This is a genomic window from Pseudoalteromonas sp. 2CM39R (assembly GCF_023161845.1).
In genome coordinates this window covers 286,914-303,417 of the sequence record NZ_JALNTM010000010.1, presented here as the reverse complement: position 1 = coordinate 303,417, position 16,504 = coordinate 286,914, and the positions used below count along the sequence as shown (strand labels likewise).

Below are 16,504 nucleotides of genomic sequence, written 5' to 3'. Positions count from 1 at the left end.
AGCTGCTATGTGAAAGTAGGTCATCGCCAGGCTCCAAATAAGAGAAAGCCCGATTCGAAAGAGTCGGGCTTTTTTGCATTTAGAGCTATCCACACAACGTGCCCTATTCTTTCTTGAGGTAGGTTGAGTAGAGCACAGCGAAACCCAACATGAGTTAGCGAGTTGCTAGTTAGCAAGGGGAAAGCTGAACTGTGGGGTTGTTTAGTACAGAGACTCCCTCAGCAGTCACCCTGTTTATTCTCCCGGTAGGTTGGGTAGAGCGAAGCGAAACCCAACATGAGTTGGCGAGTTGCAAGTTAGCAAGGGTAAAGTTGAACTGTGGGGTTGTTTAGTACAGAGTCATCCTCAGCAGTCACCCTGTTTATTCTCCTGGTAGGTTGGGTAGAGCGAAGCGAAACCCAACACGAGTTAGCGAGTTGCTAGTTAGCAAGGGTAAAGTTGAACTATGGGGTTGTTTAGTACAGAATCATTCTAAGCTCACCCTGTTCATCCTCCTGATAGGTTGGGTAGAGCACAGCGAAACCCAACATGAGTTAGCGAGTTGCTAGTTAGCAAGGGTAAAGTTGAACTCTCGGGTTGTTTAGTACAGAGACTCCCTCAGCAACATCCCCGTAGGAGGCACTTCAGTGCCGAATTCAGACCATAACAAACACATTCATGGCTAAAGCCATACCTACAAGTACACTTTACCTAGAACCTAGAGCCTTCGTTAGAGGAAGACGCAGCACCAAACATCTCCACCACGCGGCTGATCGCTGACGGCTGAAAGCTGATAGCTCTGTGTTGGGTTTCGCTTCGCTCTACCCAACCTACGCCAGACCCTCAAACTTTACTCTTTCTAGCTCGTATCTTTCCCCTTGCTAACTTTACTCTCGTAACTTGCTAACTTACTCACACTGCTGTATTTCTCTCACATCGCCGCGGCCATCGCTTAGATAGCATTGTTCTAGCAACGAGCAGTAGCAGATCTCAGTTTTAATATTAAAGCGTTGGTTATTTACCTTGTCCCACTGAGTTGCATTGAAGCCTGTTTTCTTAAAACCAAAAAGATTAAGTTCAGCGCCTGAGGCTAATAATCGGTTATTACTAACGCCGGTATACAACCAACCAAATTTTTCAAAGAAATTGATCTCTGGTGACTCATTTTGCAACTTATTTAATTGCTCTTGGTAAGCATAGATATCAAAGCAGCAGTCCTTTATTACTTTAAATATCTCTTTGTACGACTTTTCATCGTGGAAGAATTTTACATATTTAATAATGGCTGGGCCTGATCCTGAGTTTTTAATGTAAAAAGTAATTTCTTCAGAATTTTTTTCTTCATTAAAATTCCCCGTCATCACTTCGAGCCATGGCCAGGTTGCGGCTTTTACTTGTCGTTCTGCGGCGCTGGCTTGTAAGTAAGTGGCATAAAAGGAGGCTGCGGAGATAATAATGGCACAGAGTGCGAGAAATAGGTTTAGCCGCTCGTTGGTAAACCATGCCTTGCGCTGATTGCTGTCTGGTTGAGTGTTTTGCTGGGTGGTTTTTGTTTGCTCTTCAACGTTAGTGTCTTGTTCTGATTTAACGGTTGAACAGCTTGCGTCCTGTTGCTGATTATCCATGATTATTAATTGTTGTTTTTATAGACTAATAAAGATACAACTTTAATTGGATAGATAAAAGAGACAGGGAGTAAAACTCCCTGATTTGTTATTAACTATTTGAGATAAATACGGTGAGCTTTTCACCCACTCTTAAGCTATCTCTTGAAAGGTTATTCCATTGTTTGAGTTTAGTGATACTGACTTTGTATTGCTTTGCTATCTTCCACAGGCTATCGCCAGATTTCACCTTATATTCGATTTGCTGATCAGCCAATTGCGGCAATATCAGTTTTTGACCAATACGAATGGTGTTTGTTTTTAGGTTATTGAAGGTTTTCAGCTGGCTAACTGTTACTTTATAGTTCTTTGCAATGACACTTAAGCTATCACCGCGCTTTACTGTGTAATGTTGCCACTGGCTATAATCATTGCTTTTTTGGTTAGCTAATAGAGTTCGATAACTTGCCTGCTGATCTTTTGGGACCACAATATGTGGCGCATCAATCACCGCGGGATATCGGATAACGCCATGGTTTAGCTCTTCAAGCTCTTGCCATTTCGCTTTGTCTGCCAAGATCACTGCACCAGTTACTGGTAAGGTCGCAATAGCCTGCTCATTCTTAATCGCAGGGAATATCATTTTTTGGTGTTTTAATAATTGTGCTGCGGCCAGTAACTTAGGCACGTATTGTTTGGTTTGCGATGGTAGCTTTAAGCTAAAGAAGTCCGTCGACTTACCTTGTTTTTTATTACGAGCAATTGCCTGTAATACACGCCCTTCACCAATATTGTAGGCAGCAATAGCATGATACCAATCGCCATCAAAGCGTTTATAAAGGTATTCCATAAAATCCAAAGCTGCGCGGGTGCTGTCGATCACATCTTGGCGACCATCATACCAAGGGGTAATTTTTACTTTGAAGTATTTGGCGATTGAGGGGGTGAGTTGCCATAAACCCGATGCATGTTTGTGCGAATAGGCACTGGCATCAAAATCGCTCTCTATAAGCGGCATTAGAGCGAGTTCTATTGGTAAGTCACGGTTTTCTACTTCTGTAACGATATGATACAAATACGGCTCTGCACGGCGGCTTATTTCTTCCATGTAATTAGGATGAGTAAGGTACCAAGCAATGCGCTTTTGCACATCTGGGTGACTTGAATCGCTAAACTGTAGTTGAATGCGAATACGCTGCCATACGTCATCAAGTTCACTTGGTTTGAGCGGTGTCACCGCGTCTACTTGTGCTGTTTTAGCTTCTGCAACCACAGTGCCTGGATTGGCTTTGATGATGGGCTTCTTTTCGGGAAGTGACTCAGGGGCAGTCTGACAGCCTGTTACAATAATAGAAACAACAACAAGGCCTAAAAATCGATTTAAAAACACGTATTAAAATACTCCGTTAACTTAGGTGCGGGTAAACTAAAGCGCCTAAGCTTAACATAGGGTGAGCTAAAAATGACCATTAGATTAACAGCTCGCTAACTTACTCACCCAATTGAAATTAAAACGAAATACTAACTTGTAACCCAGCATAACCATGGTTTTGCGCTTCCCAATAGCGGCTGTCTATTTCTCGGGCTCTGGCATAGATCTCTATTCTGAATGGCTTTGAGTCCACGCCCATGCCCACACCAACATAGCCATCAATATTATTGTGGTCGTCATCATAGCGGTCGCTGTAGTCGTGGTCATCGCGGTCGTCGTATACAGCAAGCTCAATTAAATCTAAGCCCACTTCGCCATAGACAAAAAAGTCACTGAAATAACCAAACTTGATGCCGCTATCTAAGGTTAGAAATGTCTCCCGATCACCTTTTTTAGTAAATACTTCTGCTGAGCCTAGTGCTGTTGTAAATGCTGCGCCGAAATTGCTGTAGTTATTTTTAGCCATAACTTCGATGCCGGCTGAGGTGATTGAATCAGTACTATTATGCTCTGATTTAACAAACAGGTTCATATCTGGGCTGTCATAAATACCAGCAAAGCTTGTAGCAGGAATGAAGGTTAGTGAAGAAAAGAGTGCTAAGGCGAGGTACTTCATAGGGCGTGTTGTCCTTTTATGATTAATTTTGCAGCAGTGTGTTTGGTATTTAGGCAAGGCAGAGCCTATGTAGTGTGGTTGTTCCACATAAATAGGCGATAACGCAGCATCAATGCCAAACACGCGCTGCCCTTCGGGTTCTTCCTAGGGGCGATTAACTCTTTGTTGCTCGATTTTTACTTAGCCCACTAGGTTACAAATCTCGCGCCGCGATTAAATCACCCCTAGAGTGAACAAATTTCAATCAAAAAAGGTCAACACGCCCTAGAATCCATTAAACGTTAATAGGTACATGATACCAAACAGCGCCTTAGCAAATTGTAAGTAATTGTTCTAACTATGTAAGTTAGCCGAACACGCAGCGGAAGCAGGATCCTTGCTGGCGCTTGATATATACCAAATCGCCGCCATGATTGAGCATGATCTGGCGCGATAAACTTAAGCCTATTCCTGAGCCTTGTTGCTTGGTAGTAAAAAATGGCACAAAAATCATCTCAATCACATGATCGCTGATACCTGTACCATTGTCGCTGACCTCTAAATACAGTTGCTGATTAGCATTTTGTGCAATGCTTACTTCAATGCACTTTGCTGACTCTGGATTATTTAACTGCTTTAGTACATCAAGGGCATTGGTAAGCAGGTTTATTATTACTTGTTCAACTTGGCCTCTATCTATCATTACTAACTGTTGGCTTTGCACCGATAAATTCAACGTAATATTAAGTTGTTTAGCTTGTTGTGAGTGCAGAGCAACAACTTGCTTGGCAAGATCTGCCAGAATGTGTGGCTGTAAATGTGGGGCGGGTAAGCTACTAACCTTTTTAAATTGCGCTATAAATTCCCCTAAATGCTCGGTTCGTGATGCGAGTGTTGTTAGGGCGAGTTGCAAGTCTTGTTTATCTTCCTGATCATCAAAACTAAGCTCATTTGGCAGCAGCGCCGTGCAAGTTTGTGCTAAAGAAGAGAGTGGCGTAATCGAATTAGCAATCTCATGGGTTAGTACTTTGGTGAGGCGTTTATAAGCTTGTTGTTCTTTTAATTGCAGCTGATCATGAATAGATTGCAAACTGATCACTTTACGAACTTTACCTTGTATTTCGGCAATACTGATTTGCACAGAAAGCGTATCGTGCTGCTCGCCATTTTGCCATGGCACGGTATTACGGCTATTTTGTTTAGCGTCTTGAACTAGGTTGGCTATTACACCCAAATCATCAATGTGCTTTACAGCTTGTCCAAGTAAACGGCTGACCACCGGATTGCTTTCAATAATAGTGCCTTGTTCATCACATACTAATACTGCTAAATCGATATGAATTAATAGTGCTTGTAAGAACTGGGCTTGTTGCTCTGCATTAAAACGCGCAGCCTGAATTTGTTGTTTAACCTGCTCAAATTGCTGCTGCATAGGGTGTTGGTCGCCAAAGCCTAATGTGCTGTCTCCATTCGCTAAAGCGCGAAACACCATATCTGCACGCCTTGTTTGGCGTTTAAATAAATTAAAAATTTGCGCGGCACATACCAAATTTAAAATTACTAAAAGTGCCGAAATTGCAGAAAACCCGCTTTGCTCTATTTGCCAAAACAAAGTAATTGATAAACCTATTAATGCAACTAACAGGCTGGCTAAGATAATAAAGTTTCGCATAGATTAAAGTCCGTATTTTTCTAAACGACGATACATGGCTCCGCGTGTTAGGCCGAGCGCTTTTGCTGCATGACTCACGTTCCCTTGAAAATGCTTTAAAGCTGCACGCACGGTTCTCTGCTCGATGATTTCAAGATCAAAAGTGTCGTAGTCAGTGGCGTTTGAAGAGAGCTCACTTGTGCTAACAGCAGCATTTGGTGAGCTTATCACTGAGCTTATATCGAGCTCTGTACCTTCTGATAGGATGACTGCTCGCTCAATTGCATGGGCAAGTTCACGGACATTGCCTGGCCAATGATACTGGCTTAAACGTGTCATATCAGATGCCGCAATCGAGAGCTCACGTTTGTATTTATGTGCAAAGTGCTGCAAGTAGTAGTTACACAGTAATGGAATGTCTTCACTGCGCTCACGCAGAGCTGGCAAACGGATCTCTACGGTATTAACACGGTACAGTAAGTCTTGCCTAAACTTGCCTTCAGTAACTGCTTGTTCGAGGTTTTCATTGGTTGCACAGATCAAACGAATATCAATATCGATGACTTTTGAACCACCAACCGGTGTTATTTGCCTGTTTTGTAGTGCTGCGAGCAGTTTAACTTGTTGGTTAAGCGGTAAATTACCTAGCTCGTCTAAAAATAAACTACCACCATGAGCCAGCTCAAATCGGCCTATGCGATCTTCTTTCGCGCCAGTAAACGCGCCTTTTTTATGGCCAAATAGTTCGCTTTCAAACAGGCTTTCGGCTAGTGAGCCCATGTCTAGGCTTATGAAGGGTTGGCTTTGGCGCTGGCTTGCATTGTGGATTGCATGTGCGGTGAGTTCTTTACCTGTGCCACTTTCGCCACTAATCAATATATTGGCATCGGTGCTGGCTGCTTTGTCGATCACCGAAAAAACCTGCTGCATGGCATCACTTTGGCCTAAAAACTCAAATGGTTGATTGCCGATTGACTGCTGCAAGGCTTGTTTTTGCTTTGTGAGTTTACCAACTTGCTGTTTGTCTTTAGCGTGTGAAAATGCCGCCGCTACAGCACCGAGTAATTGCTCATTTTGCCAAGGCTTGGCAATAAAGTCAGAGGCACCGGCTTTAATTGCTTCGACAGCTAGCTTAATATCGCTGTAGGCCGTCATAAGCAGTACCGCAATGTTAGCGTCTTGGCTCATGATCTTTTTTAGCCAGTAGAATCCTTCTTTGCCACTAATTGAGTCTTGCGTGAAGTTCATATCGAGTAACACAACATCTATAGCCTGATCTGCCTCATGCTGTGCGTTAATGATACCTTCGATATCAAAGGGGTTATCTGTGGTTTTTACAACCTGATAATGCTGCTTTAAGAGTAATCGTGCGGCGATAAGCACATCGGGGTTATCATCGACGATAAGAATTGATCCTGCTTGTTTCATAGCTATTTATTATTATTCCTTTATGGGAACACTAAGACTAATTGAAAATAGTAAAAGTGTCCATTTATGGACGATATATGGGTTTTGAAGTGTTCTATAAGCGGACACTTGATTATATACACATTTGTTGATTTTTGTATAAGTTGTTGTAATTTAATAAAAATAAAAGTTGGCACAAGAGTTGTTTTATCTATAGGTAATTAGCACCTAGATAACTTAAAGGCGTCAACATGGATAAGAAAATTACACGCTCAAATAACAAAGCATTTTTTAAGAAATCAGTAATAGCAGCTGCATGCTTAGCTGTTGCGGCTGCAGCTTATGGTTTCACGCAAACTGAGCAAGCAGGTCGTAGTCAGCAAGTAACCGCAACAAGCTTAACGATTAGCACAGTACAACAAGGTGAATTTGTTGATGCTTTAAGTCTTCGTGGTCAGGTTATGCCTCGCACTACAATTTACCTCGACACCATTGCCGGAGGCCAAGTTGAAGAGCGACTTGTTGAGCAGGGTGAATTTGTTAAAAAAGGCCAACCGCTTGTGCGTTTAAGCAATACCAATTTGCAGCTTGATGTAATGAGCCGTGAAGCACAAGTGACTGAGCAACTTAACTTTTTACGTAACACGCAAATGAATATGGAAACCAGCCGTTTAAACTTACGCCGAGATTTGCTTGAAATCGATCTTAAAATCACACATTTATCGCGTCGCTTAAAACAAACTCAGCCGCTAGTGAAAACGGGTGTGTTAGCACAAGAGCAATTATCTGAAATTCAAGAAGACTTAGCGTATTACAAAGCTCGTAAAGAACTAACCCTTGAGCGTCAAAAGCAAGAAAACAGCATTCGTGAAGTTCAGGTAGCTCAGCTAAAGGACAGTGCCGACATGCTAGAGAAAAACCTACAGTTTGCGCGTAAGAACCTTGAAAACCTACTCGTAACAGCACCTGCTGATGGTTATTTAAGTGAACTTGATGTTGAAATTGGTGAATCAAAAGGCCGTGGTGCTCGCCTCGGGCAGATTGATATTCCTAATGAATACAAGCTAGTTGTGAGACTAGATGAGTTTTACCTGAGCCAAGTTCAAACAGGTATGCAAGTGCTTATTGAACACGAGCAAGGCGAAATTGCGGCAACAGTTAGCAAAATTGATAGCCGTGTTCAGCAATCACAGTTTCAGGTTGAAGTCGATTTACCCAATGGCACGAGTAACATAAAGCGTGGGCAAAGCCTAGATGTACAGCTGATGCTAGGTGATAACAAAGGCACTGCTTTATTACTTGAACGCGGCGCATTTTTTACCAGCTCAGGAGGTAACTGGGTTTATGTCATGGAAAAAGATGGCAACCGTGCAGTACGGAAAGACATTCGTCTTGGCAAAAAGAATCAAAACTATTATGAAGTGTTAAGTGGCCTAAGCGCCGGAGATCGCGTGATCACCTCTAGCTACAGCAACTTTGATAAAGCACAACAACTACAATTTTAAGGATAAAAACAATGATTAAATTAACTAACTTATCACGCGTATTCCGTACTCAAGATGTTGAAACAACAGCGCTTAATAACATTAACTTACAGGTAAACGAAGGCGAGTTTCTTGCCATTATGGGGCCTTCTGGCTGCGGTAAATCAACATTACTTTCTATTTTAGGTATGTTGGATTCGCCATCAGCAGGTAGTTTTGAATTTTTAGGCCAAGACATAGCTGGGTTTGGTGAAAAACAATTAGCAACACTTAGAAAAGCGTCGATTGGTTTTGTTTTCCAAAGCTTTAACTTAATTGATGAATTAACAGTATTTGAAAACGTTGAGCTGCCTTTACAGTATCAAAATATCTCAAAGAGTGAACGCAAACAGCGAGTAGAAGCAATCTTAAAACGTGTTGCAATCGACCATAGAGCAGATCACTTACCGCAGCAGCTATCGGGCGGTCAGCAGCAACGTGTAGCAGTAGCCCGAGCTCTTGTTATTAATCCAAAGCTAATCTTAGCGGATGAGCCTACGGGTAACCTTGATTCAAAAAATGGTGATGAAGTCATGGCGATGCTGCGTGAGCTAAATCGTGAAGGTACCACGGTAATTGTGGTTACCCACTCAGAAAAAGAAGGCAATTATGCTGACCGTTTAGTGCGCTTACTAGATGGCCAAGTGATGGTTGATAAAGCAAACCGTGCTCAACAAACAGCAGAGGTGGCATAACATGATTTTAAGTTATTTGATCACCGCACTGCGCGCGTTTAAAAACCAAAAACAGCACTTTATTTTAAATGTTCTGGGTTTGAGTGTGGGCTTAGCTGCGGCAATTCTAGTTGCTTTATTTGCAAAAAATGAGCTTTCGTACGATAGCCAACAGCCACATGCTGAGCGTGTTTATCGCATTGGCCAAGACTTCTCAAAACTTGGTTTAGCTGTGGTGCCTATTTTTAATTATGTGCAGTCAAAGCAGGCCGAAGATTACAGCCAAGTTGAAGAAGTGTTCGGGTTAACTATGGTCGAGCTGACTCGTGAAGCCATGGTTGATGTGAGTTACCGCAACCAAGGCTATAAGTTAAATGCCTTATATGGTGCTACAGCAAATATTGAAAACTTTATTGCTATGGAGACGATTGCGGGTGACTTAAAAACCGCAATGAGTACACCAGATAGCCTCGCTTTAAGTGAATCAGAAGCACTGCGTATTTTTGGCCGCACTGATGTGATTGGTGAAACACTAACGCATGAACAAGGGCAGTACACAGTGCGTGCCGTGTTTGCAGACTTAACAGACAACACTCACTTTGCCTTTAAAAACCTTGTTTATGTTAAGCATGATCCAAGCAAAATAGACATCAACAGTAGTTATGTTTATATGCGTGTAGCTGAGGGCACCGATACCGATGCATTAGCTAAAACCTTAACAGAGCGCTTTTTTAGCAATTCGATGCTAGAGCAAGTTAGTTTAGAGCTGCATCCATTACTTGATTTGCACCTAACGGCAAAATCACCATTTGAGATGAAAGCAGGTGGTGCTAAACAAGTGGTCATGATCTGTGTTGGTTTAAGTGTGTTACTTATTCTTATTGCAGGTTTTAACTTCATCAATATGACCGTCGCTCAATCGACTAAACGTGCAAAAGAAGTAGGTGTGCGTAAAGCGCTTGGCGCAAGTAAAGGCCAATTAGTAACGCAGTTTTTATCTGAATCTGTGTTGGTATCAATGCTTTCAATGGTGATTGCATGTGCTTTAGTGGAGCTACTTTTACCAAACTTTAACCAACTAGTAGACCGCGAATTGGTCGTGAATTATGCCTCTGAATTTGGCATTGCAATTATTGTGGTCGCAATTGCTGTGGGCATATTAGCTGGGCTTTATCCTGCATTCTTTATTTCGTCATTCAGTGCAAAACGCGTTTTAAGTGGAGACTTACAACGCGGTAATACTGCAATATGGGTTCGTAAGAGCTTACTAACCTTACAGGCTTCACTAGCAATAGGTTTAATCATTGCCTCTATTACTTTGTTAAAGCAATTAACTTACTTACAAAGCTTACCTTTAGGCTATGAAACAACACAAAGATTGGTTATTTCAGAGCTACCTGTAGGCGAAGTATTCACAAAAGAAAAAAATGCCTTGGTTAACCGTATTAGTGCAATTCAAGGTGTACAGCAAACAACAGTCATTGATACCCGTTTAACCGTTTCAATCAATAATACACTTATGCCAACGTGGCCAAATGGTGAAGCGTCTGGCAGCTTAACGCCTGTTGTTGGCGCAAGCTACGATGTTGTAAAAACACTAGGATTAAAACTGGTTGCTGGTCGTGACTTTAGTCGTGAATTTGCTGGTGATTGGGCAAGCCGTGCAAATGGAGTAACAAGCACGGGTACTATTGTGACTGAATCTGTCGCAAGGCAAGCGGGTTACACTAACATGACTGACATTATCGGTAAGGTAATTAAAGACTCAGGTCGCGGCGTAGATATGCGTGTTGTGGGTGTGGTTGAAGATGTAAAAGTAGGTAATGCTAAAGATGCCAACTCAAATATTATGTTCTTGTGTGGCTTTAACTTTTTATCACCTGTATCAGAATTAATTTTAACGATTGATCAGCAAAACTTGCCTTATATTAAAGCGCAGATCGCTGAAGTATTAGCAAGCTCAGCCAATATCTATGAGCCAAAAATTAACTTACTCGCAGACAACTACAAAACCCTGTTAAAAGGTGATGAGCGAATTTCGAATGTAGTTTTAATCTTTACCGGTCTTGCTGTGTTCTTAACTTGTTTAGGTACCTTTGGTTTGGCTTCGTTTGCAACAGTGCGTCGTCAAAAAGAAGTGGCCGTTCGAAAAGTGCTAGGTGCATCACGAATAAGTATCGTAAATATCATTGCTAAAGAGTTCTTAGTGCTGGTGGCGGTAAGTATTGCTATTGCGTATCCAGTGACTTACTTCTTGGTAGGTGATTGGTTAGCGAACTTTAATGACCGCATTGAACAAGCTGTATGGGTGTATTTAGTTGCCGCCGTCGCGGTGGCTGCCATTACTTGGGTTACTGTTGCAAGTTTAGCCTTTAAGGCCGCAAGCACCAGACCATCACTTATCTTACGATATGAATAACAGTTAACTAACTCCCAACTATAAGCCCAGCAATACGGCTGGGCTTTTTTAGTTTTAAATGTGTTGCCATAAATGACAACCTACGTAGGGTGTGCTTTAGCGCGTCGGTATGAGAGTTAAAGGTCTTTGACCTTCACCGCAGGGTTACCTGCTACTAGAGTATTTGCCGCGACATCTTTGGTAACTATAGCCCCTGCGCCAATCACTGAATTATCAGCAACTTTAATACCCGCAAGTATAATCGCGCCTGCACCAATCCATACATTGTTGCCGATGCTAATCGGTGCTGCAAAGTTAGCTTTTGCTAAACGCTCGGTTGGGTTTACTGCATGCGATACCGCGAGTATTTGCACATTAGGGCCTATTAAGCAGTCATCGCCTATCGTAATTTGCGCATCAGTTAGCGGCGCATCGAGTACAGTACAGTTAATATTTATGAAGGTTCGATCACCTATTTTAATACCACTGCCATAATCACAATGAAAACCCGCTTCTATAACAACCTGCTCGCCACAGTGATCAAACATGCCTTTTAGTCGTTTTAAATTGCCTTTACTTGGGCTTTTGGAAAATAAACGGCAAATTTCATGGGCATTTTTTCGTTGTTCGAGTAAGGACTTATCGAGGCTATTAAACTCTTTCATGGGGCATTTTCATGGTTATATTTGCCAATAGCTTAGCGTGTTGGTGATGAAGATCAAAATAAAGCTGTGTAGGTTAACGATCATTCACTTGCCATTTATATTGTTTCGTTTAAAATCTCAAAACTTTCGAAACGAAACTTATGTGGTTCACTTTATGACAAAACGAAACACTCAACAACGTCGCCATACTATCTTAAGCCAAGTGAATGAACTTGGTGAAGTTGCTGTTGAAGCGTTAGCAGAGCAGTTTCAAACCTCTGAAGTGACGATACGTAAAGATCTGACAGCCCTTGAAAAAAGTGGCTTGTTACTACGCCGTTACGGTGGCGCTATTGCATTGCCGCAAGAAATCGTTGCAAATAGCAACGAGAAAAGCGACTCGCTTCGCAAAATGGCAATCGCACAGGCGGCTGCAAAGCTTATTAAAGATCATAACCGCATCATCATTGATAGCGGTCGCACTACAGCGGCGATGATCCCTGAGCTTGCTAGTAAACGCGGTTTAGTGGTGATGACAAATGCTATTAATGTCGCTAACCGACTGCTTTCATTAGAAAATGAGCCAACACTTTTGATGACCGGCGGAACTTGGGATCCACATTCAGAATCGTTTCAGGGCCAAGTTGCAGAGAATGTTCTACGCTCTTACGACTTTGACCAACTGTTTATTGGTGCCGATGGCATTGATATTGATAGAGGTACTACAACCTTCAATGAATTAGTGGGGCTTAGCCAAGTGATGGCTGAAGCAGCCCGTGAGGTAGTGGTGCTGGTAGAGTCAGAAAAAATTGGCCGAAGAATACCGAATTTAGAACTGCCTTGGCAGCGTGTAACCACTGTTATCACAGACAACAACCTAAGCGCAGACAAGCGCGAGGCGATAACAGCATGTGGTGTACAACTGATCTGTGCAGAAATTGAATAACCCGTAATAAGACCGACAACATCTTATTACGCATCATTTATGACAACACATCTCGCCCAAAGTAAAACACTTTGGCATGTGCAAAAGGAGAGATTATGTGTGGAATCGTAGGGGCTGTTGCAGAACGCCCAGTAAATAAAATTCTTGTTGAAGGCCTAAAGCGCCTTGAGTACCGTGGCTATGACTCGGCAGGTGTGGCTTTACTTAAAGGTAATGAGCTTAACACTGTAAAAGCAGTAGGTAAGGTTGCTAACCTTGAAGCGGCACTGAATGAAGCCGCTGTAAAAGGCACTACCGGTATTGCACATACACGTTGGGCTACCCATGGTGGCGTAACTGAAGCGAATGCTCATCCACATGTTTCGAATAGCGAAATTGCCCTCGTTCATAACGGTATTATCGAAAACCATGCCAGCCTACGCGATGCGCTTAAAGGCGACGGTTATGAGTTTTTATCAGAAACAGACACTGAAGTTATGGTGCACCTTATTCACCAACTTCGCCAACAGCACGACACACTTTTAGCAGCTGTACAAGCTGCTGTTAAGCAGTTTGAAGGTGCATTTGGTACGGTTGTTTTTGATAAAGCGAACGACAACGAAATCATCGTAGCGCGTTCAGGTAGCCCACTGGTGATTGGTTTAGGTCTTGGTGAGAACTTTATTGCCTCTGACCAGCTTGCTTTATTACCTGTTACTCGCAGTTTTATTTACCTTGAAGAAGGTGATGTTGCTCGTATTACCCGTGACAGTGTTGAAATATTTGATGCAAACGGTGATGCAGTCGAGCGCGAAGTGATTGAATCAAACATTACGCAAGATGCATCAGGTAAAGGCGAATATCGTCACTACATGCTGAAAGAAATTTACGAGCAGCCACTTGCTGTGCGTAACACCCTTGATGGCCGCCTAGTTAATGACACTGTAGCAATTGATGCCTTTGGTGAAAGCGCTCAGCAAATCTTTAAAGATGTAAAACACGTGCAAATTATTGCCTGTGGTACTTCATACCACTCAGGTATGGTTGCTCGTTACTGGCTTGAACAGTTTGCTGGCGTGAGCTGTAACGTCGAGATTGCTTCTGAGTTCCGTTACCGCGAATCATTTGTACATGAAAACAGCTTACTTGTGACCATTTCACAGTCTGGTGAAACAGCCGATACGCTAGCTGCACTTCGTCTTGCAAAACAGCAAGGTTACATGGCGTCAATGACCATTTGTAACGTACCGGGTTCATCACTAGTACGCGAATCTGATTTAGCCTTTATGACTAAAGCCGGTGCTGAAATTGGTGTTGCATCAACTAAAGCCTTCACCACACAGCTTGTTGGCTTATTAATGCTAACAGCATCTATTGCCCAAGAAAAAGGCCTAGAGCAAGGTGCGATTGTAAATGCAATCAAAACACTTCCTAACAAGTTAGAAGAAGCATTACTGCTTGCCGAAGGGATTGAAGATTTAGCTGAAGAGTTTGCTGATAAGCACCACTCATTGTTCTTAGGTCGTGGTTCACAATACCCAATCGCGATGGAAGGTGCGCTTAAGCTGAAAGAAATTTCATACATTCACGCCGAAGCATACGCAGCGGGTGAGCTCAAGCATGGCCCTCTTGCTTTGATTGATGCTGACATGCCAATCATTGTTGTGGCACCAAACAATGAGCTACTTGAAAAGCTTAAATCAAATGTAGAAGAAGTACGTGCCCGTGGCGGTATTATCTATGTATTCGCAGATAAAGACTCAGCGTTTGAATCTGACGAAACAATGCGTGTAATCAACGTAAACCATGTGGATGACGTGATTGCTCCAGTTGTATATACAATTCCACTACAGCTGCTTTCATACTATGTTGCGGTTATTAAAGGCACCGACGTAGACCAACCTCGAAACCTAGCAAAATCGGTAACGGTTGAGTAATTTAAAGCATAGAAAGCCGGCAAATCAGCCGGCTTTTTTGTGCCTGTAATTTGCTTGATTACTGTTCACTGATGCAATTTTTATTGCAATTGATTAGGATGGTTAAACACTCAGGCTAAGGATAATAACAATGAAAAAGCGCAGTGTTTTAACCTCAATAGGATTGACTGTATTAGTGCTCAGCTCAGGGATTGCTTATGGGCAATCTTTTGATCTCATCATCAAAAACGCGATGTTGCTCGATGGTCTTGGCGGCAAAGCGGTTCACGCAGATGTCGGTATTGAAAGTGGCAAGATCACTAAAATTGGTGATATGGCGGCTGACAAAGCTCAACAAGTTATAGATGCCCAAGGCAAGGTTGTAGCGCCGGGCTTTATCGATTTACATTCCCATGCTGAGCGCTCAATTGCAGAGCTGCCTCGGCTCGATAACTTAGTGCAGCAAGGTATTACCACTATTTTGGGCGGTAACTGTGGTTTTTCTCCTGTCGACTTTAAGCAATTTTTTGCGCAAACCGAGCGTTCACCTCTAGGGCCAAATTTAGCCTTATTAATTGGCCATAATGATGTTCGAAAAGCTGTAATGGGTGAAGAGCAGCGCCTTGCCACTGCTGATGAGTTAAAAGCAATGCAAGTGCTGGTCGATAATGCGATGCAACAGGGGGCGTTTGGTTTATCGACTGGGCTTAAATATGTTCCAGGTGTGTACTCAAACTTTGCTGAGGTAAAGGTGCTTGCCGAAACCGCTCATGCTCAGCATGGGTTTTTTGCCTCTCATATGCGGGATGAAGGCGCAGAGATTATCACGGCGATGAATGAAGTGCTCGATGTTGCAAAAGAGACCGGTATTCCTGTGCATATTTCTCATCATAAGCTGATTGGTCATCCAAATTGGGGTGAGAGTAAGCACACTATTCAGATGATCCGTGATGCTCGCAAAGCGGGTTTAGATGTCACCCTCGATCAGTATCCTTACACGGCTTCTTCTACGCGATTTGCTATTTTATTTCCTGCATGGTCATTGGCTGGTGGCCAAGCTGAAGTTGAAAAGCGCCTACAAGATCCAGAGTTAAGGCAAAAAATAAAAAAAGGCTTGATCAAAAATATCAGTGAAGACAGAGGCGGTGGTGACCCCGCAAGGCTGCAAATAGCGCATTATACGGCAAACCCTGCATGGGATGGGCTAACTTTTGCTGAAGTATTAAAACGTGAAGGGCGAGCGCAAAGTATTGATGAAGCCGCTGAACTAGCCATGGAAATTCAAGCAAATGGCGGTGCTCAGGGGATCTTCCACGCTATTAATGAAGATGATGTTAAGTACATTATGGCTTACCCAATTACTGCAATCGCCACCGATGCGGGTGGTTCAGAACTTGGTAAAGGCAACCCCCATCCAAGAGGATACGGCACCTTCCCCAGAGTACTTGGTCATTATGTGCGTGAACAAGGGGGGATTTCGTTACCGGATGCAATACGTAAAATGACCAGCTTACCTGCAGCAAGAATGGGCCTAACTGACCGAGGAGTGATAGCACAAGGCTATGCTGCTGACATCGTCATACTCGACCCTGAGACGGTTGCTGATAAATCAACGTTTAGCGCACCTCATCAGTACGCAGAAGGAATTCAATACGTCATTATTAATGGCCAAGTCATTAAATCACCGGATGGCATGACGGGTAAAAGCGCCGGGCAAATATTGCGTCATACGCTTTAATTTATTAATCATTGAATG

At 42.8% G+C, this 16,504-nt stretch carries 12 protein-coding genes; 6 read left to right on the top strand and 6 right to left on the bottom strand.

The genetic code is table 11. From position 1 onward, the window contains the following. Positions 1–887: 887 nt before the first annotated feature. The 5 genes from MTF66_RS22445 to MTF66_RS22425 all read right to left on the bottom strand — a co-directional run bounded on the left by MTF66_RS22445 (position 888) and on the right by MTF66_RS22425 (position 6,689). A complete protein-coding gene (locus MTF66_RS22445; RefSeq protein ID WP_248528863.1) occupies positions 888–1,604 on the bottom strand; it encodes a hypothetical protein in 717 nt (238 codons plus the stop codon). A gap of 91 nt (positions 1,605–1,695) precedes the next feature. Beyond that, entirely contained in the window at positions 1,696–2,973 is a 1,278-nt protein-coding gene (locus MTF66_RS22440) for a LysM peptidoglycan-binding domain-containing protein (RefSeq protein WP_248528861.1), read from the bottom strand. Between the two features lie 118 nt (positions 2,974–3,091). After that, on the bottom strand, positions 3,092–3,631 hold the full coding sequence (locus MTF66_RS22435; RefSeq protein WP_248528859.1) for a hypothetical protein: 540 nt from the start codon (positions 3,629–3,631) through the stop codon (positions 3,092–3,094). Positions 3,632–3,977: 346 nt separating this feature from the next. Beyond that, entirely contained in the window at positions 3,978–5,282 is a 1,305-nt protein-coding gene (locus tag MTF66_RS22430) for a PAS domain-containing sensor histidine kinase (RefSeq protein WP_248528857.1), read from the bottom strand. 3 nt (positions 5,283–5,285) lie between these two features. Further along, positions 5,286–6,689 carry a sigma-54 dependent transcriptional regulator gene (locus tag MTF66_RS22425; RefSeq protein WP_248528855.1) on the bottom strand — a complete coding sequence of 468 codons (1,404 nt, stop codon included), beginning with the start codon at positions 6,687–6,689 and terminating at the stop codon, positions 5,286–5,288. A gap of 230 nt (positions 6,690–6,919) precedes the next feature. Between MTF66_RS22425 and MTF66_RS22420 the strand changes: the two genes are divergently transcribed. From MTF66_RS22420 to MTF66_RS22410, 3 genes are read left to right on the top strand one after another with little or no spacing between them, the layout of a single operon-like run. After that, a complete protein-coding gene (locus tag MTF66_RS22420; RefSeq protein WP_248528853.1) occupies positions 6,920–8,173 on the top strand; it encodes an efflux RND transporter periplasmic adaptor subunit in 1,254 nt (417 codons plus the stop codon). Between the two features lie 11 nt (positions 8,174–8,184). Continuing rightward, on the top strand, positions 8,185–8,886 hold the full coding sequence (locus tag MTF66_RS22415; protein WP_175080575.1) for an ABC transporter ATP-binding protein: 702 nt from the start codon (positions 8,185–8,187) through the stop codon (positions 8,884–8,886). Between the two features lies 1 nt (position 8,887). Further along, on the top strand, positions 8,888–11,284 hold the full coding sequence (locus tag MTF66_RS22410; protein ID WP_248528851.1) for an ABC transporter permease: 2,397 nt from the start codon (positions 8,888–8,890) through the stop codon (positions 11,282–11,284). A 116-nt stretch (positions 11,285–11,400) separates the two neighbouring features. Here the strand turns inward: MTF66_RS22410 and MTF66_RS22405 are convergent, their stop codons facing one another. Further along, positions 11,401–11,928: a sugar O-acetyltransferase gene (locus MTF66_RS22405; protein WP_248528849.1), complete on the bottom strand. Its 528-nt coding sequence runs from the start codon at positions 11,926–11,928 to the stop codon at positions 11,401–11,403. A 154-nt stretch (positions 11,929–12,082) separates the two neighbouring features. Between MTF66_RS22405 and MTF66_RS22400 the strand changes: the two genes are divergently transcribed. The 3 genes from MTF66_RS22400 to MTF66_RS22390 all read left to right on the top strand — a co-directional run bounded on the left by MTF66_RS22400 (position 12,083) and on the right by MTF66_RS22390 (position 16,486). Then, entirely contained in the window at positions 12,083–12,853 is a 771-nt protein-coding gene (locus MTF66_RS22400; protein WP_054552250.1) for a DeoR/GlpR family DNA-binding transcription regulator, read from the top strand. 95 nt (positions 12,854–12,948) lie between these two features. After that, complete coding sequence (glmS, locus tag MTF66_RS22395) at positions 12,949–14,769, top strand: glutamine--fructose-6-phosphate transaminase (isomerizing) (RefSeq protein WP_248528847.1); 1,821 nt, start codon at positions 12,949–12,951, stop codon at positions 14,767–14,769. Positions 14,770–14,899: 130 nt separating this feature from the next. Beyond that, a complete protein-coding gene (locus MTF66_RS22390; RefSeq protein WP_248528845.1) occupies positions 14,900–16,486 on the top strand; it encodes an amidohydrolase family protein in 1,587 nt (528 codons plus the stop codon). Positions 16,487–16,504 lie beyond the last annotated feature (18 nt).